Here is a 15,744-nt window from a genome sequence, read left to right on the forward strand (position 1 = left end):
TCTTGAAAACTGCCCTTTTTGTCCATGATGCGGAAGGTCAGGTATCGAAGAGGCGATCCTGCGGGCGCGTCTTCGGATCGGAGCCGTCTGCGGTGCGTTGCGGTTGTGTGCAGACTCGCCGGATTGGGGCGATGCGGCGCGGGCGCGCACCGGTTTCACGGTATCATGCGATCATGGAACAGGCGCGATCGAGGAGGAGCATGGCCAGACGCACGAAGATCGTTTGCACGCTGGGGCCGGCCGTGGACGACGAAGCCGCCCTGCGCGAGCTGCTGTCCGCCGGCATGGACGTGGCGCGCTTCAACTTCTCGCACGGCTCGCACGACGAGCATCGTGCGCGCATGGACCTGCTGAAGCGCGTGCGCCGCGACCTCGACTCGCCGTGCGCCATCCTGCTGGACACCCGCGGCCCCGAGATCCGCACGGGCGCGCTGGCGGGCGGACGGCCCGTGGAGCTGCGCGCAGGCGACCCGCTCGTGCTCACCGAACGCGCGGTGGAGGGCACGGCCCAGCTGGTCGCGCAAACCTGCGCGGGGCTGGCGCGCGCCGTCGAGCCCGGCGGGGCCATCCTGCTGGACGACGGGCTCATCGAGCTCGCGGTGGACGCCGTCGAGGGCTCCGACATCCGCTGCACCGTACGCAACAGCGGGCTTCTGGGCGAGCGCAAGTCCGTCAACCTGCCCGACACGAGCGTGCCGCTGCCGGTGATGACCGACCAGGATCGCGCCGACCTCGTCTTCGGCATCGAGCAGGACGTCGACTTCGTGGCGGCGTCGTTCGTGCGCAGCGCCGAGGGCGTGCGCCAGCTGCGGCGCTTCCTCGACGAGCACGGCGGCGCGGACGTGGGCCTCATCGCGAAGATCGAGTGCGCCGAGGCGGTGGAGAACTTCGAGGCCATCATCGAGGCGGCCGACGGCGTGATGGTGGCGCGCGGCGATTTGGGCGTGGAGGTGCCGGCGTACAAGGTGCCGCACATCCAGAAGGAGATCATCCGCGCGTCGAACCGCGCATCGAAGCCGGTGATCACGGCCACCCAGATGCTCGATTCCATGATACGCAACCCGCGCCCCACGCGCGCCGAGGTGGGGGACGTGGCGAACGCCATCTACGACGGTACCGACGCGGTGATGCTGTCGGGCGAGACCGCGAGCGGAGCCTACCCGGTGGAGGCCGTGCGCATGATGGCGCGCATCGCCGAGTCGAGCGAGCCCTACCTGTTCGACGAGCGCGCGCCCGACCGCAGCCGCGACCGCGCGCGGGTGGCGCTGGCCGTGGGGCTGGCCGCCGTGCAGACGGCCGAGAACGTGGGGGCCGCCTGCATCGTGGCGCCCACGATGTCGGGCCGCACGGCGCGCCTCATGTCGAACCTGCGGCCGCGGGTGCCCATCTACGTGGTCACGCCGTTTCCGCGCGTCATGCGCCAGCAGCAGCTCAACTGGGGCGTGACGCCCATGCTCGGCGACGTGCAGGGCGATATGCGCCACGTCATCGAGCAGGCCCACGACGCCGTGCTCGAGCACGGGCTCGTTCAGCCGGGGCAGCTGGCGGTGTTCACGGCGGGCGATCCGTCCACGAGCCCCACCATCGGCGAGCCGGGCGCCGGCGCGGTGGCCGCCACCAACGTGATGTACGTCGTGCAGATCCGCACCGACGAGAACGACGACTGACGAACTACGGACAAGGAGTTGATCATGGGTTTCTTCGATAACGCGCAGGAAGTGCTCGACCGCGGCGTGTCGGCGGCGAAGGGCGCCGTCTCGGGCGTGGCCGTGGAGCAGCAGGCGTTCGTGAAAGGGTTCGCGCGCCTATGCAGCGACGGCGCGGGCCAGGGCTGGCACGAGAGCAACGGCGGCAACGCGTCGTATCGGCTCACGCCGGAGGACGTGGCGTCCAGCCGCTCGTTCTTCTACGACAACCCCAGCTCGTGGGTGCCGCTGGGCGTGCAGGCCGCCAACCTGGGCGGCGAGTTCTTCCTGGTGACGGCTGCGGGCGCGCACATGCGCAACGTGGCGCTCGACCCCGACGCGGGCGCGGGCATCGTGGAGGTCAACGCCGCAGGCGACGCGTGGCGCATCGTGTGGGGCTTCAAGAACGGCGGCGTGCCCACGAGCGAGTTCCCCAGCCATGCGGCCATCCAGTCGGTGCGCAAGGAGGTCGCCGGCAACGCGGGCCGGGTGCTGTATCATGCGCACCCCGCGCACGTGGTGGCGCTGACGAACGTGCTGCCGCTCGACGCGCGCACGTTCACGCGCGCGCTGTGGAAGATGCTGATGGAGAGCATGATCGCGTTCCCGAAGGGCATCGGCGTGGTGCCGTGGATGGTGCCGGGCGGCCCCGAGATCGCCGACGCCACGGCCGATGCGATGCGCACGTACGACGCGTGCGTGTGGGCGCACCACGGCCTGTTCTGCGCAGGCCCCGACTTCGACGCCACGTTCGGGCTGGCGCACACCATCGACAAGGCGGCGACCATCTACGCCCAGGCCCGCGCGATGAACGGCGGCAGCGACCGGTTCGCCAGCGCCATCCCCGACGAGGGCCTGCGCGGCATCGCCGCCGCCTACAACCTCCCGGTGAACGAGGCGTTCCTGTAGGAGGCGAGGGAAGGGATTTCCTGAGAAATCGCGTGCGTTCGCCGGGCGGCTGTGCTATAGTATAAAGGCTTGTCTTCGCCTTGGTCGGAAACCAAGGCCCGTAAAGGAGAACCATAATGAAACAGGGTATTCATCCGGAATACGTGGAGTGCACGGTCAAGTGCAGCTGCGGCAACACGTTCACGACGCGTTCGACGAAGCCTGAGCTGAAGATCGACATCTGCAACGTGTGCCATCCGTTCTACACCGGCCAGCAGCGTTTCGTCGACACCGGTGGACGCGTCCAGCGCTTCGCCGACAAGTTCGGTGCCGCGGCGAAGGAATCCGTGGCCGAGCGCGAGGCCGCCAAGAAGGCCGCGCGTGCCGCTGCCGTCGCCGAGGCCGAGGCCAAGAAGAAGGCCGAGCGCGACGCGAAGGCCGCCGAGAAGGCCAAGCGCGCCGCGGAGTTCGCCAAGAAGTCCGAGGCCGATGCCAAGAAGGCCGCTGAGGTCGAGGCTGCCGCCGAGACCGCCGTCGAGGCTACGGCTGAGGAAGCCGCCGCCGTCGACGCCCTCGTCGAGGAGGCTCCTGCCGCCGAATAGCGCATCTGCGCCGCTTCTGCTGCAAGCAAGACGAACGCCCGGTCGATGACCGGGCGTTCGTGCGTTTCGGGGTGAGGGCGCGTGGTGATGTGCCGCTCGGGGCTGGACTACCCCTCCTCGATGAACTCCTCGCCGCGCAGCAGCTCCACCTCGAGGAGGTCGCCCTCGTCCCATCCCGCTTCGCCGAGGGGCGAGACGCGCTGGGCATTCGACGTCATGCACGCGGCCAGCTCTCCGGCTTTGAAGTTGAGGAAGTGCGCCACGTAGCCCTCGTCGTCGCGCGTCAGGCGCACGCGGGCGATGTTCGCCATCTTGGGGATGCTCGTCTTCGCGGCGTCCGCCCGCGCCCGCACGACGGGGCGGCGGTGCGGCGGAATTCCCAGGATGCGCGCCGTGATCGCCTGCAGGCACCATTCGGAGCCGAAGTAGGCGGCCATGGTGGGGCCGGGGAGGTCGACGACCGGCTTGCCGTCCACCACGGCCATCATGAGCGGCCGCCCCGGTACGGCGGCGATGTAGTGGTGCACCACCCGCCCGCGCCGCTCGATCAGCCTCACGTTGAAATCCTCCTCGCCGAGGGCCGAGCCCCCGTTGACCACCACGACGTCGGCGGTGGCGAGCGCCGCCTCGAAGGCGCGCTCGAGCTCGGCGGGATCGTCGTGCACGAGGGGGAACACCACGGGCTCGGCGCCGTACTCGATGAGGAGGTGCTTGCACATGAGGCTGTTCGTGTCCACGTTCTGCCCGCGCCGCGGCTTGATGCCGGCGGGCACGAGCTCGCTGCCCGTGGGGATGAACGCCACGCGCGGCCTGACGCGCACGGGCACCATCGTGGCGCCGCCCATGGCGAGTGCGGCTAGGTCGGTGGGGCGGATGACGCTGCCGGCGCTCATGAGCGGCTCGCCCGCGCGCAGCGTGGAACCTGACGCCCGCACGCCCGAACCGGGCTCGACCGTCACGTCGTCGTCGAGCACCACCGAGCCGTCCTTCTGAACGGCCGCCTTCTCGATCATCACCACGGCGTCGAACGCGTCGGGGAAGTCGTCGCCGGTGTCGGCGCGCACGTAGTCCGCGCCGGGCTTCCAGCCGCTCGTGTCGGGCAGGCCGTTCGCGAACGCCGCCGATTTCACCGCGATGCCGTCGAACGACGAGGCGCGCACCACCGGCAGCGTGTTCGCGGACACGAGGTCCTCGGCGAGCACGCGCCCGACCGCGTCGTCGAGCGCGACGTGCTCGACGCGCCGCACCGGCTCCCATGCGGCGAAGAAGTCGGCGAGCGCCTCCTCCCGCGAGGGGAAGCCGTCCATGATCTTCTCTCCCATATGCATCTCCTAGGTCGGTTTTCCACGATGATAGCAGGAAAGCCCGGCGCGCGCCGGGCTTTCCGCAGGGGTGCGATCGGGTCGCAGGACGAGGCGCTAGGCCTTGGGCTGCGCGTTCGCGGCGATCTCGTCGAACTCGGATTCGCTCAGGTCGTACCCGTAGAACGTCTTGAAGTAGCCGGCCACCGTCTCGTACAGGTCGTTATCGTACTGTTCGGGGTACAGCAGGCGCGGCAGCCACTGCATGCCCAGCACCTGGTTCACCGTCGGAGGGCTGTTCAGCCAGTTCCACGGCGTGTTGGGCACCTCGTAGTACGTGCCGGACTTGACGGCGTCGAGGTCGGCGAAGGCGGCGTCGGAGCCCACCGTGTCGTAGATGCTGTTCTCGGCGAACAGGATGACCTGCGGGTTCCACAGCGCCAGCTGCTCCATGCTGATCTCCACGCCGGCGCCGCTGCCGGACACTTCGCCCAGCTCTGCCACGTTGTTGGCCACGAGGTCGACCACCTGGCCCTGGTAGGAGTCCTTCGCGATGGTGTTCGTGCCCTTGTCGCCCAGCAGGTAGGCCACGTTCGCGCGCTCGGACTCGGGGATCTTGCCCATGACCGACACGGTCTCGTCGTAGGCGGCCTTGCAGTAGTCGGACAGCTCCTTGCCGCGGTCTTCCATGCCCAGCAGCTCGCCCAGCATCTCGTAGGCCGCGCCGTAGTCTTCCATCTTCGTCTCGATGACCACCACGGGGATGCCCAGCTGCTCCTGCAGCGTGTCGAGGTCCTCCTTGATGCCGTCCTTGAGCTCGCCGGTGTCGATGAGGATCTGCGCGCCGGAGGCGGCGACCGCTTCCTTGTTGAGGTCGCCCTTCGCGCCGAAGGCGGCGCCGGTCACGGGCAGCTCGGCGTAGTCGGAGCCCAGGTACTTCGCCTGATCGGCGGTGAGCTCCTGCGAGACGGTCACCATCTTCTCCGGCGCCATCGTCAGCAGGATCTGCGTGGCGGTGTGGCCGGCCGGGGCGATGCGGTCGATCTGCGCGGGCACTTCAACGGTGCGCCCGGCCGAGTCGGTGAACGTGCGCGTCTCGTTCTGCGTCGCCTGATCGGTCTGCGCCGCGCCGTCCGTGCTTGCGGGCGCGTCCTGCGACGGGGCCTGCGAGCATCCGTTCAGCGCGAACGCCAGCCCCAGGCACAGCATGCCCGCGACCAGCAGGCGCCGTGCCCGCAGCGTGTTCTTTGCGGTAATCCCTCCCATAGATTCTTCCTTTCGTCAACCTCTGTTGCCTTGCTTCTAACGCTCTATCTCGCGTACAGGCACGCACACGCGCACCTTGTCGCCGTATAGGGAATTGACCTCCACGTCCACGTCGTAGATGGTGCTGACCAGCTCCTTGGTGATGACGTCTTTGGGGTCGCCGAACGCGTGCACGCGGCCCTCGTTGATGACGAGCGTCTGGTCTGCGTACAAAAACGCCTGGTCGGGTTGGTGCGTCGATTGGACGATGCTCATGCCCTCGCGGGCGAGCTGACGCACGGTGGACAGCACGCGCACCGTGTTGCCGTAGTCGAGCGCACTCGTGGGCTCGTCCATGATGATGGTGCGCGCATTCTGCGCGATGGCGCGCGCGATGAGCACGAGCTGCCGTTCGCCGCCCGATATCTGCGTGTAGGGGCGGTGGCCCAGATGCGCGATGCCCACGCGCTCGAGCGCGTCCCAGGCGCGGTCGACGTGCATGCGCTTGGGCGTGGAGAACAGCCCGATGCCGCCGCCGGCGCTCATGAGCACCACGTCGAGCACGTCATAGGCGTAGGTGGACGAATGCGACTGGGGGATGTAGGCGATCTCGCTCGCGCGCTCGCGGATGGATATCGTGCGCAGGTCCTTCCCGTTCACGCGGATGCTTCCCGTCCAGCCGTTGTTGAGGCACAGGATGCAGCGGAACAGCGTCGACTTGCCCACGCCGTTGGGCCCCAGCACGTTCACGAGCGTGTTGTCGGGAATGCGGAAGCTCAGGTCGCGCAGCACGTGGTGGCTGCCGTACGAGAAGTTGAGGTGTTCGACGTCGATGCTCACAGCTCCTGCTTCCTCCTGGTGATGAGATACAGGAAGAACGGCGCTCCGACGAAGGCGGTCAGGATGCCGATGGGTATCTCGGACGTGGCCACGAGGCGCGCCACGTCGTCGACGATGAGCAGGAAGCTGGCCCCCATGAGCATGCTCGCGGGCAGCAGCTTGCGGTAGTCGCAGCCGACGATCATGCGCGCGAAGTGGGGGATGACGAGGCCCACCCAGCCGATCATGCCCGAGATGGACACGCTGGCGGCGGTGACGAGCGTGGCGGCCATGATGACGATGAGCCGCACGCGGCGCGCGTTCACGCCCATGGTGGAGGCCTCGTCGTCGCCCATGGTGAGCACGTTGATGCGCCAGCGCAGGGCGAACAGCACCGCGAGGCCGATCGCGATGGGGCCCAGGGAAAAGGCCATGTCGCTCCACTTCGCGCCGGTGAGGCTGCCCATGAGCCAGTACGTGATGGCGGCCAGCTGGTCGGTGGGGTCGGCGATGAGCTTCGTGAACGAGACGCCCGCCTGGAACAGCGAGCTGACCATGACGCCCGCCAGCACCACGATGAGCAGGTGGTTGCCCTTCGCGCGGGTGCCGATGGCCAGCACCAGCAGCACGGCGGCGATGGAACAGGCGAACGCGAAGACGGAGATGCTGAGCGAGCCGAGCCCCAGCAGGATGGCCACCGCGGCGCCGAACGCGGCGCCCTGCGAGGCGCCGAGGATGTCGGGGGAGACGAGCGGGTTCTGGAAGGTGCCCTGGTAGGCGGCGCCGGCGGCCGCCAGGCTGCAGCCCACCATGAGCGCGAGCGCGATGCGCGGCAGGCGCACCTGGAAGAACAGCGTCTCCTGCTGGGACGTCCAGAACGGGTCGATGGGGAAGGCGAGGTTGGCCAGCATGCCGACGGCCTCGATGGGGGTGATGGGGTAGCGCCCGAGCATGAGCGAGGCGAGCGTGCTCACCACGACGAGCACGCCGAGCGCGATCAGGATGAGCGTGCCGCGCCGCGCGTTGCGGCGGGACGCGCATCGGGCCTCCGCCTCGCCGTCACGCGTCCGAGGGGGTACCCCCTCGGTGCTGCTGATGCTGGAAGCATCAGCAGCACCTCCCATCCCCTCGTCTAACGTTTCTTCAATAGCTTCTATTGCTCTCGTCCCCCATGATGTGCAATCGAGAATAATACTGGGAGCAATATATACTAAAACACAATTATTATCAATTGAATACAATAAAGGCGGCAACGCAGGGCGATTCCGTACGGATGTTTCACGTGAAACATCCGTACGGGTATTCGGACGGGGAGCGCAGGCTAGGCGCGCTCGCGCGCGACGAAGGTCATCTGCAACGCCTCGCCGAAGAACTGGCCGGCGCCGTTCTGCACGGCGAAGCGCGCCTTCTCAGGATCGGCCACCACGCTGCCGGCCAGCGCGTCGGCGCCCTGCTCGAACAGGGAGGGCGTCATGATCACGCTGGGGCCCACGAACACGGTGGTCGCGTTCTTCGCGAGCTCCAGCAGGCGCGGCGCGGTCTTGTTGATGAGGGTGACGCCGGTGATGAAGGCGAAGTCGGTGCCGGGCAGCACGTACTCGCACGCGGGGTCGGGCGTGTCGAGCTCCTGGGTGCAGTTCCGCTCGAGCACCGTGAGGTCGGCGTAGGCGGCGATGCGGTCGACGTGAGGGAAGTGGCCGATCACCGTGACGCGCCTGCCCGCGGAGCGCTCGATGCGCGGGCGGTACAGCTCGAACGCGTCCATCTTGCGGACGGTGCCGTCGGGCAGCTCGACGGGCTCGTCGTAGGTTGCCCCGAGCGGGTCGAGCAGCTCCTTGCGCGCGTAGTAGGCGTTGAGCGCCGCCACGCCCAGCGTGGCCTCCTCGAAGCACCACGACTTCGCCAGCTCGGCCATCGCGCGCAGCGGCACGCCGCGCAGGTCCTGCTTGCAGGCGCGTTTGGCGCCGCCCTTGCAGGTGAAGCTCACGCCCATGCCGCAGTCGGCCTCGACGTAGGACCAGTGCGTCCCCAGGCAGTAGTCGCGCACGACGAGATCGTCGGGAATGCCCCCGATCAGACGGTTGTACAGCTTCCACGGCGTGGCGTCGTCGTACGTTCCGGGGAAGCTGATGACGCGGTTCTCGGGAGATTCCATGGCGGGCCTCTCTTCTCGGGGCGGCGCCCGTCCACGGCGCCGCCGCTCTTCGCTGTGCGATAGAGTATAATATACGTTCGAGAATAAACAACCAGGAAAGGGGCTGCGCCGGGCGATGCTGTTCTTGTTGACGGGGGACGTGCAGATTGGCAAGACGCGCTGGCTCGGGGCGCTGGCGGACGAGCTGGCGGGCGAGGGCGTGGCCGTCGCGGGCGTGCTGGCCCCCGGCGTGTGGCGCGAGCGCGCGCCGCACGAGGCGTCGGGCGAGCGCGGGCTGGCGGGCGAGGGCCGCTTCGAGAAGCTCGGCATCGACAACGTGCTGCTGCCCGCGGGCGAGCGCGTCGCGTTCGCCCGGCGCCGCGACCTCGCGCTGGCGGAGGGGTCGTTCGACCCGACGAGCCAGAGCGCCGCCGCCCAGCTGGCCTGGGAGATCTCCGACGACGCCATCGCGCGGGTCAACGCCCACTTCGACGCCCTCGCGCGCGGGGATGCGCGCCGCACGCACCCCGAGAACCCCGAGAACCCCGAGAGCCCCGAGAGCCCTGCGCGAATGTTTCACGTGAAACATTCGTTCGCGCAAACAGATGTTTCACGTGAAACATTCCGGGCGGGCGAGACGCGACCCGGGCTGCTCGTGGTGGACGAGCTGGGGCGGCTCGAGCTCATGCGCGACGGCGGCCTGACCGCGGCGACGGCGCTGCTGGAGCGGGGGCCCGCGTCGGGCTTCCCCCATGCGCTTGCGGTGGTGCGCGACTGGCTGTGCCCGTGCGCCGAGGAGCGCTTCGCCGCCGCCTGGGGCGGCGCGGAGGTGCTCGCCCCCGACGAGCGCGCCCGCGCCCTCGTGCGGGCGGCATGCGGCCTCTCGGCGTGAGGGTCACGCGCCGCTCGTCGCCCGATCGCGCCGATCGCTTGCGTTCCTTAATGAGAATGATTATCATTATTAGCAGAGTAAACGAGAGCAGGGGAAAGGCCTACCATGATCGATCAAACCGCGTTCTTCAGTTTGAGCTACGGGCTCTACATCATCGGCGCGACGGACGGGGAACGCAAGGCCGCTTGCGTCGCCAATACGTTTCAGCAGGTCACGTCGTCGCCGCTGCAGGTGAGCGTGGCGCTGAACAAGGAGAACGCCACCACCGACGTCATCCTGGACTCCGGCCGCTTCACCGTGTCGTGCCTGGCGCAGGAGACGACGATGGAGCTCATCGGCACGTTCGGCTTCCATTCCAGCGCCGACACCGATAAGTTCGCCGCCTGCGAGACGGCCGTCGACGCGGCGGGCGTGCCCTACGTGGCCGAGCAGTGCGTCGCGCGCTTCTCGGTGCGCGTCACCCAGGCGGTGAACCTCGGCACGCACATCCTCTACATCGGCGAGGTGGAGGAGGCGGCGAAGGTGTGCGCGGGCGACCCGATGACGTACGCCTACTACCACCAGGTGAAAGGCGGGAAGACGCCGCCGAAGGCCTCGAGCTACCTGCCCGACGCGCCCGATGCGGCGCCCACGGCCGCGGCGGGCGCCGCAGGCGATGCGGAGGCTCCGAAGCCGAAGTACGCGTGGCGCTGCAAGGTGTGCGGCCATATCGAGTACGGCGACGAGCTGCCCGACGATTTCACCTGCCCCGTGTGCAGCGTGGGCCCCGACATGTTCGAGCGCATCGAGCTGTAGGACGCGCGAACGTCCCGAAGGGGCTGCCCCCTTCGGGACGTTTTACTTGTTCCAGGCGATGAAGGCCCAGGTGACCGTCCGGGGCTCCCGCAGGCGCAGGGGCTTCTCCGGAAGCCCCTTCTTGTCGGGCAGGCCCGCGCGCTCGTTGGCCACGAGGTTCTCCTCGAGCCACGTGCGCAGCCGGGCGATGGCCGCGGCACGCTCCTCGGCGCCGATGAACGCCGCAGTGGCGTCGTCCACCATGCGGGTGAACACGCCGAACGCGTCGTCGAGGGAGTCGAAGGTGTCCGTGCGCTCGCTGTCGATGTAGGCGACCTCGGGGCGCAGCCCCTCGTTCGCGAGGATGTTGAACGCGTAGAGATGGTCGCGGCCGAGCACGCTGGAGAGGCCGATGGCGTTGAGGATGCGCTCGTCGGTGCGCGGCGACGAGCCCGTGGCCAGCGTGACGCACGCGCGGCGGCGCGCCACGTCGGTGAGGCGCAGCAGCGAGTCGCGCAGGTCGGCCGTGGCCACCGAGCGCGAGGCCAGCGCCACGTCCACCATGCCGGGGCGCACGCCGTGGGCCGGCCAGTCGTCCGACCAGCTCATGCGCTTGGGGAACACGGTGCGGATGTCCTCGGCATCGAGGATGGCCTGCATCTGGTCGAGCATGCCCTGCGAGAAATCGGCCGCCACCACCTTCGTGCCGCGCTTGCCCAGCGGCACCGACAGCGCGCCCGTGCCGCAGCCCATGTCGAACACCGTCTCGCCCTCGCGGATGCCGGCGAGCTCGAGGAACCGTTCGACGTAGGGGTTCGGCGCGTCCTTCGTGGTGAAGGTGGACGCGCGCTTGTCCCAGTAGGACGCGTCGTCGAACCGGCGTCGCGCCTGTTGGAGCTGCTTCCACTCGTCGTTCCAGTCGCGGGTGGTGAGCTGGGGGACGAAGGGCTGGGACGTGTTGTTTTCGGGCATGGCGCGCCTCTCGCTTCGCTGGTTGGGGGCTTCGGGTACTATACTAGCGAAAGAGAACGCCTCTGTGCGCGCGAACCGCCGAATTTATCTCGAAGCGAGGAGCATTCATCCCATGCAAGTTGAACTTCTGTACCACACGCCCGACCCCGAGCGCGCCATCGCCACGGCCGCGCGCCTGTGCTACGCGCCCGTCGGCGCGGCCGAGCTGATGGAGACCATGCCGGAGGAGCGCGTGAAAAGCGTGCTGTCCACCATCATGAGCGCAGGTCACACGTCCACGCTCGAGCATGCCAGCTACACGTTCGCGGTGGACGGCGTCTCGCGCGCGCTGACGCACCAGCTGGTGCGCCACCGCATCGCCAGCTTCAACCAGCAGAGCCAGCGCTACGTGAAGTTCACGGACGGCCTGGCCACGGTGAAGCCCGACAGCGTGAGGGCGAGCGAGGAGACGAACGCGGTGTTCGACGAGGCCATCGCCGCCGCCATCGAGGCGTACGAGAAGCTGCTGGCGGCCGGCATCCCCGCCGAGGACGCGCGCTACCTGCTGCCGAACGCGGCCGAGACGAAGATCGTCATCACGATGAACGTGCGCGAGCTGCTGCACTTCTTCTCCCTGCGCTGCTGCAACCGCGCGCAGTGGGAGATCCGCGACATGGCGCATCGCATGCTGGAGCTGGCCAAGCCCACGGCGCCGTTCATCTTCATGGACGCGGGCGCGCCCTGCATCCGCGGCAACTGCCCCGAGGGCAAGATGACCTGCGGGAACCCGTACCCGCGCGTGAAGAGGGACTAGCATGGGCGAGCAGAGGAGCGATCTGTCGCGCGCGTTCTCCGAAGACGGTGCGCTCAAGACGCACGTCGGCGGCCAGGCGCTCATCGAGGGCATCATGATGCGCGGCAAGTACAACTGGTCGGTGGCCGTGCGCGAGCCGGGCGGCGACATCTACGTGGAAGAGCACGACCTGGCCTCGGGCCGCAACAAGAACGGCTGGATGCACTGGCCGCTCGTGCGCGGCTGCCGCGCGCTCGTCGAGTCGCTCGTGCTGGGGTACAAGGCGCTCGAGATCGCCGCGCTGCACGCGTTCGCGGAAGAGGGGGAGGGGGAGCCTGTAAGCGATCGAGCTGCGGCTTCCCCTGCGGAGACTGACGAATCCGCAGCTTCCCCTGTTGCGCTCGCCGATGAGCTTGCTGGCGAGGCGACCCTTTCCGCGAGCGCAAGGAACGGAGGCGCGGACGCCTCCGGCTCCTCCTTCTCCTGGAAGGACGACTTCGGGCGGCCCGACACGATGATCGACGCGCTCGGGGCGCAGCGCACGCTCGAGGTGGTCGACGAGCCCGAGCTTCCGTCCGAGTCCCAGCCCGAACCTCAGCCTGCCAAGAAGTCCTTCATGGACGAGGAGGTGGAGTTCGGCAAGAAGGAGATGGCCGTCTCGATGGTGCTCGGCCTCGTGCTGGGCGTGGTGCTGTTCATCGTGGCGCCGGCGTTCATCACGAACCTCATCGTGGGCGAGTACGACCAGAACACCGTGCTGTGGAACATCGTGGACGGCCTCCTGCGCGTGGCCGTGTTCGTGTTCTACCTGTGGCTCATCGGCCGCATGCAGGAGATCAAGCGCATGTTCGGCTACCACGGCGCCGAGCACAAGACCATCCACTGCTACGAGCACGGCCTGCCGCTCACGGCCGCCAACGCGCGCAGCTTCCCGCGCCTGCACGTGCGCTGCGGCACGGCGTTCCTCATCATGGTCATGGTCATCGCCATCTTCGTGTACACCATCACGCCCATCAACGGGCTCATCGAGATGTGGGGCGTGCCCGACGGCGCGCCGAAGCTCGCGCTCGTCATCCTCGTGCGCATCCTGCTCATGCCCATCATCGCGGGCATCTCCTACGAGATCACCGTGAAGTGGGCGGGCAGCCACCCCGACAACCCGCTCGTGAAGGTGGTGCTGTGGCCGGGCATGCAGATGCAGTACCTCACTACGAACGAGCCCGACGACGGCCAGATCGAGTGCGCCATCGCCGCCATGCAGAAGGTGCTCGAGCGCGAGCAGGCCGAGGACGCGAAAGCCGCCGTCGGCGCCAACGCGCCCGCCTTCTCCGACGCGCCCGACCCGGATCCTTCTCCGTCCGTTTCGTAAGGGGAGGGGCGCTTCGAATGCGCGATCAAGCGATGGCGAAGCGTCCCTTGCCCGAGCGTTTGGCCTCGTACATGGCTTTGTCCGCGCAGTCGTACAGGTCGAGGTAGCCCTCATCGCCCTCCGTCGATCGGAAGGCGCCGACGCTCACGGTGAAGGGGCGCCCCTGGGTGATCGAGCTGGTGCGAACGCGCTCGACCAGCGTCTCGCAGAGTTGCTTGAGGGCCTCCTTGCTGAGGGGGCCCTTGAGGCACACGGCGAATTCGTCGCCGCCGAAACGGCTGATCGCGTCGTTTTCCCGAAATGCTTCTTCAAGCGTGCGCGCGAGCATGCAGAGCGCTTCGTCGCCCGCCTTGTGCCCGTACGTGTCGTTGATGTCCTTGAAGTCGTCTATGTCGATGACGACGAAACCGCCGATCTCCTTGCGCGCGGCCAATTCGTGCGCCCGTTCCCGCAATGCTCCAACGCTGAGCAGCCCCGTGAGGCCGTCCTGCTCGGCAATCGCTTCGAGCCGCTCTTTCTCCGCCCGGGTGGTGGCGAGTGCTTTCGAGCGGCTCCACACGTACAGCGCCGTCAACGCGACGACGATGATGACCAGGACGCCGCCGATGGCGATCTCCTTCGCATACGCCTCGGCGAATTGAGCGACCGTTATTTGCTCATCCTGCAGGATCTCTCTGTAAACGCTGTCGCTGACGGTTCCGGCGGGCATCTCGCGGATGGCCTCGTTGAAAGCGCGCAGCAGCAGGGAGTCTGCGTCGGGGGAAAACGCAAAGCAGAGATCGTTCGATACGTCGGCGTTCACCAGGGAGGTGACGTTGTTCAGGTTCCCGGTGTTGATGAGGTACGAGCTGGTAAAGCCTTCAGCGTAGGTGTAGTCGGCGTCGCCTGCGCTCACGGCTTTGATGCAGTCTTCTATCGTCTCGAAGATCAGGACGTTGTCGGCGGCGGCCTCTCTTCCCACGGCCCCCTTGGACACCGCGAGGCGCTGGCCGTCGAGGTCCGAGGCGTCGGCGCCGTCGCGCACGACGAGGCATTGGTAAGACGACAGGTACGGGGTGCTGAGCGAAAGGCCGTGGGTTCGGGCGAATTCGGGATCGCGCGCGATGCCGACGATCACGTCGAGGTCGTATTGCTCGATCGTGGCGCTCCAGTCATCCGGGCTTGGGATGGGGACGTACTCGATGGAGAGCCCCGTGTACGTTGCGATGAAGTCGAGCGCCGTTTTGGACGCGCCGGTGGGCTCGCCCGTGACGTCGTCGAAATCCTGGATGGGGGCCGCGCCCGCCAGGTAGCCGACGCGCACCGTGTCGGATTGCGCGACGAATGCGCGCAGGTCCTTCGAGAGACCCTGCGACTTCTGGGAGCTGTTGAAGTGCTTTTCGTACAGCTCGGTGCCGAACGTGGGATCGGACTTCTCGATCTGCACGATGGCTTCGTTGAGGGAGGAGACGATGTCTTGGTTTCCCTTGGTGGTTGCGAAGTAGAAGGGGTTGGGCGTGAGCGATGCCACGACGTGCATGTCTTTCTCGGGGCTTATATCCACCCCCGTGAGCACGTCGGCGCGTCCGGATAAGACGGCTTCGACCTGCTCGTCGGCGCTGCCGCATTCGACGTGCTCGAGTTCGATGCCGTTCATGTCGCAGAACGCCTGCACGGCGGCGGTGCTCTTCATCGAGGATCCCAGGAAGGCCACGCGCAGCTTCCGTTGCTGATAGATGTTCACGTCGGTGATGTCGTAGTTGTCGTCGGAGGCGAGCAACGACGTGTGCGCGGTGCCGTAGGGATTGATGGCGTAATCGTAGAGTTGCGCGAGGGCGTCGCTGTAGCTCATGGCTCCCACGATGTCCACGTCGCCGGTTTCCAGCATGCCGAGGAACGTGACTAATTGGGTGTTGATGTCACCTTCGACATGCACGAATTCGTAATCCCAGCCGGTGAACTGAGCGATCTGTTCAAGATACTCGTAGGTGTAGCCGGAGTAGACGCCGTTTTCGTCGACTTCGGTCAGCCCCGGTTGGTCTGGCCAGGCGACGCGTACCGTGCGATGCTCTGAAGCGGGGGGGGGGAGTCCTGCTGTTCAGCGAAAGCGGGTTGCGCGGTCCCTGCCAGCAGGCCGAAAGCGAACGCGAAGACAAGCGCTATGGGAGCGAACCGTGCCGAAGCCTGTTTCATGGCACCTCCTGGCGGATCATCGTCTTGCGCGAACCTTCTACGTACCCCGATTCGAGAAGTATATACCAAACGTCGTCGCAAGCCGGCAGTGAGCCGATCCTCAAAATATGCTTGCCCCC

General features: G+C 67.5%; 14 protein-coding genes. 7 read left to right on the forward strand and 7 right to left on the reverse strand.

Translation table 11 applies throughout. From position 1 onward, the window contains the following. Window positions 1-200 precede the first annotated feature (200 nt). The 3 genes from pyk to rpmE all read left to right on the forward strand — a co-directional run bounded on the left by pyk (window position 201) and on the right by rpmE (window position 3,175). Window positions 201-1,667 carry a pyruvate kinase gene (gene pyk / locus H8S61_RS13765; protein WP_186939373.1) on the forward strand — a complete coding sequence of 489 codons (1,467 nt, stop codon included), beginning with the start codon at window positions 201-203 and terminating at the stop codon, window positions 1,665-1,667. 24 nt (window positions 1,668-1,691) lie between these two features. Next, window positions 1,692-2,594 (forward strand): rhamnulose-1-phosphate aldolase, encoded by a 903-nt coding sequence (gene rhaD, locus H8S61_RS13770; protein WP_160943041.1) that lies wholly within the window; start codon window positions 1,692-1,694, stop codon window positions 2,592-2,594. A gap of 116 nt (window positions 2,595-2,710) precedes the next feature. Further along, window positions 2,711-3,175: a 50S ribosomal protein L31 gene (gene rpmE / locus H8S61_RS13775; RefSeq protein WP_154334162.1), complete on the forward strand. Its 465-nt coding sequence runs from the start codon at window positions 2,711-2,713 to the stop codon at window positions 3,173-3,175. Window positions 3,176-3,282: 107 nt separating this feature from the next. On the opposite strand, the gene H8S61_RS13780 is transcribed toward rpmE, so the two are convergent. The 5 genes from H8S61_RS13780 to H8S61_RS13800 all read right to left on the reverse strand — a co-directional run bounded on the left by H8S61_RS13780 (window position 3,283) and on the right by H8S61_RS13800 (window position 8,695). After that, window positions 3,283-4,497: a molybdopterin molybdotransferase MoeA gene (locus tag H8S61_RS13780; protein WP_186939374.1), complete on the reverse strand. Its 1,215-nt coding sequence runs from the start codon at window positions 4,495-4,497 to the stop codon at window positions 3,283-3,285. A 96-nt stretch (window positions 4,498-4,593) separates the two neighbouring features. Beyond that, complete coding sequence (locus H8S61_RS13785; protein ID WP_186939375.1) at window positions 4,594-5,742, reverse strand: ABC transporter substrate-binding protein; 1,149 nt, start codon at window positions 5,740-5,742, stop codon at window positions 4,594-4,596. Between the two features lie 36 nt (window positions 5,743-5,778). Beyond that, window positions 5,779-6,561: an ABC transporter ATP-binding protein gene (locus H8S61_RS13790; RefSeq protein ID WP_160943038.1), complete on the reverse strand. Its 783-nt coding sequence runs from the start codon at window positions 6,559-6,561 to the stop codon at window positions 5,779-5,781. Next, window positions 6,558-7,664: a FecCD family ABC transporter permease gene (locus H8S61_RS13795; RefSeq protein WP_186939376.1), complete on the reverse strand. Its 1,107-nt coding sequence runs from the start codon at window positions 7,662-7,664 to the stop codon at window positions 6,558-6,560. Before H8S61_RS13795 ends, H8S61_RS13790 begins: the two co-directional genes overlap by 4 nt. 197 nt (window positions 7,665-7,861) lie before the next feature. Next, window positions 7,862-8,695 carry a DUF364 domain-containing protein gene (locus H8S61_RS13800; protein WP_160943036.1) on the reverse strand — a complete coding sequence of 278 codons (834 nt, stop codon included), beginning with the start codon at window positions 8,693-8,695 and terminating at the stop codon, window positions 7,862-7,864. Window positions 8,696-8,810: 115 nt separating this feature from the next. On the opposite strand from H8S61_RS13800, the gene H8S61_RS13805 reads away from it, so the two are divergent. Both H8S61_RS13805 and H8S61_RS13810 read left to right on the forward strand, forming a co-directional pair. Beyond that, a complete protein-coding gene (locus H8S61_RS13805; protein WP_186939377.1) occupies window positions 8,811-9,566 on the forward strand; it encodes a P-loop NTPase family protein in 756 nt (251 codons plus the stop codon). A gap of 105 nt (window positions 9,567-9,671) precedes the next feature. Next, a complete protein-coding gene (locus H8S61_RS13810) occupies window positions 9,672-10,361 on the forward strand; it encodes a flavin reductase (protein ID WP_160943034.1) in 690 nt (229 codons plus the stop codon). Between the two features lie 42 nt (window positions 10,362-10,403). Here H8S61_RS13810 and H8S61_RS13815 read toward each other — a convergent pair whose 3' ends face one another. After that, a complete protein-coding gene (locus tag H8S61_RS13815) occupies window positions 10,404-11,312 on the reverse strand; it encodes a class I SAM-dependent methyltransferase (RefSeq protein ID WP_186939378.1) in 909 nt (302 codons plus the stop codon). Window positions 11,313-11,424: 112 nt separating this feature from the next. Here H8S61_RS13815 and thyX point away from each other — a divergent pair, with 112 nt between their 5' ends. Both thyX and H8S61_RS13825 read left to right on the forward strand, forming a co-directional pair. Next, entirely contained in the window at window positions 11,425-12,105 is a 681-nt protein-coding gene (gene thyX, locus H8S61_RS13820) for an FAD-dependent thymidylate synthase (RefSeq protein ID WP_154334154.1), read from the forward strand. A 1-nt stretch (window position 12,106) separates the two neighbouring features. After that, on the forward strand, window positions 12,107-13,453 hold the full coding sequence (locus H8S61_RS13825; RefSeq protein ID WP_186939379.1) for a DUF1385 domain-containing protein: 1,347 nt from the start codon (window positions 12,107-12,109) through the stop codon (window positions 13,451-13,453). Between the two features lie 25 nt (window positions 13,454-13,478). Here H8S61_RS13825 and H8S61_RS17765 read toward each other — a convergent pair whose 3' ends face one another. Beyond that, window positions 13,479-15,461: a transporter substrate-binding domain-containing diguanylate cyclase gene (locus H8S61_RS17765; protein WP_366458479.1), complete on the reverse strand. Its 1,983-nt coding sequence runs from the start codon at window positions 15,459-15,461 to the stop codon at window positions 13,479-13,481. Window positions 15,462-15,744 lie beyond the last annotated feature (283 nt).

The organism is Eggerthella hominis (assembly GCF_014287365.1).
GTDB classification, from domain to species: Bacteria; Actinomycetota; Coriobacteriia; order Coriobacteriales; family Eggerthellaceae; genus Eggerthella; species Eggerthella guodeyinii.

Excerpts from the sequence above, each read along its gene's own strand:
- pyk (WP_186939373.1), top strand. The coding sequence starts at position 201 with ATGGCCAGACGCACGAAGATCGTTTGCACGCTGGGGCCGGCCGTGGAC.
- H8S61_RS13795 (WP_186939376.1), bottom strand. The coding sequence starts at position 7,664 with ATGGGAGGTGCTGCTGATGCTTCCAGCATCAGCAGCACCGAGGGGGTA.
- H8S61_RS13805 (WP_186939377.1), top strand. The coding sequence starts at position 8,811 with ATGCTGTTCTTGTTGACGGGGGACGTGCAGATTGGCAAGACGCGCTGG.
- H8S61_RS13815 (WP_186939378.1), bottom strand. The coding sequence starts at position 11,312 with ATGCCCGAAAACAACACGTCCCAGCCCTTCGTCCCCCAGCTCACCACC.
- H8S61_RS13785 (WP_186939375.1), bottom strand. The coding sequence starts at position 5,742 with ATGGGAGGGATTACCGCAAAGAACACGCTGCGGGCACGGCGCCTGCTG.
- rpmE (WP_154334162.1), top strand. The coding sequence starts at position 2,711 with ATGAAACAGGGTATTCATCCGGAATACGTGGAGTGCACGGTCAAGTGC.
- H8S61_RS13780 (WP_186939374.1), bottom strand. The coding sequence starts at position 4,497 with ATGGGAGAGAAGATCATGGACGGCTTCCCCTCGCGGGAGGAGGCGCTC.
- H8S61_RS13810 (WP_160943034.1), top strand. The coding sequence starts at position 9,672 with ATGATCGATCAAACCGCGTTCTTCAGTTTGAGCTACGGGCTCTACATC.
- rhaD (WP_160943041.1), top strand. The coding sequence starts at position 1,692 with ATGGGTTTCTTCGATAACGCGCAGGAAGTGCTCGACCGCGGCGTGTCG.
- thyX (WP_154334154.1), top strand. The coding sequence starts at position 11,425 with ATGCAAGTTGAACTTCTGTACCACACGCCCGACCCCGAGCGCGCCATC.
- H8S61_RS13800 (WP_160943036.1), bottom strand. The coding sequence starts at position 8,695 with ATGGAATCTCCCGAGAACCGCGTCATCAGCTTCCCCGGAACGTACGAC.
- H8S61_RS13825 (WP_186939379.1), top strand. The coding sequence starts at position 12,107 with ATGGGCGAGCAGAGGAGCGATCTGTCGCGCGCGTTCTCCGAAGACGGT.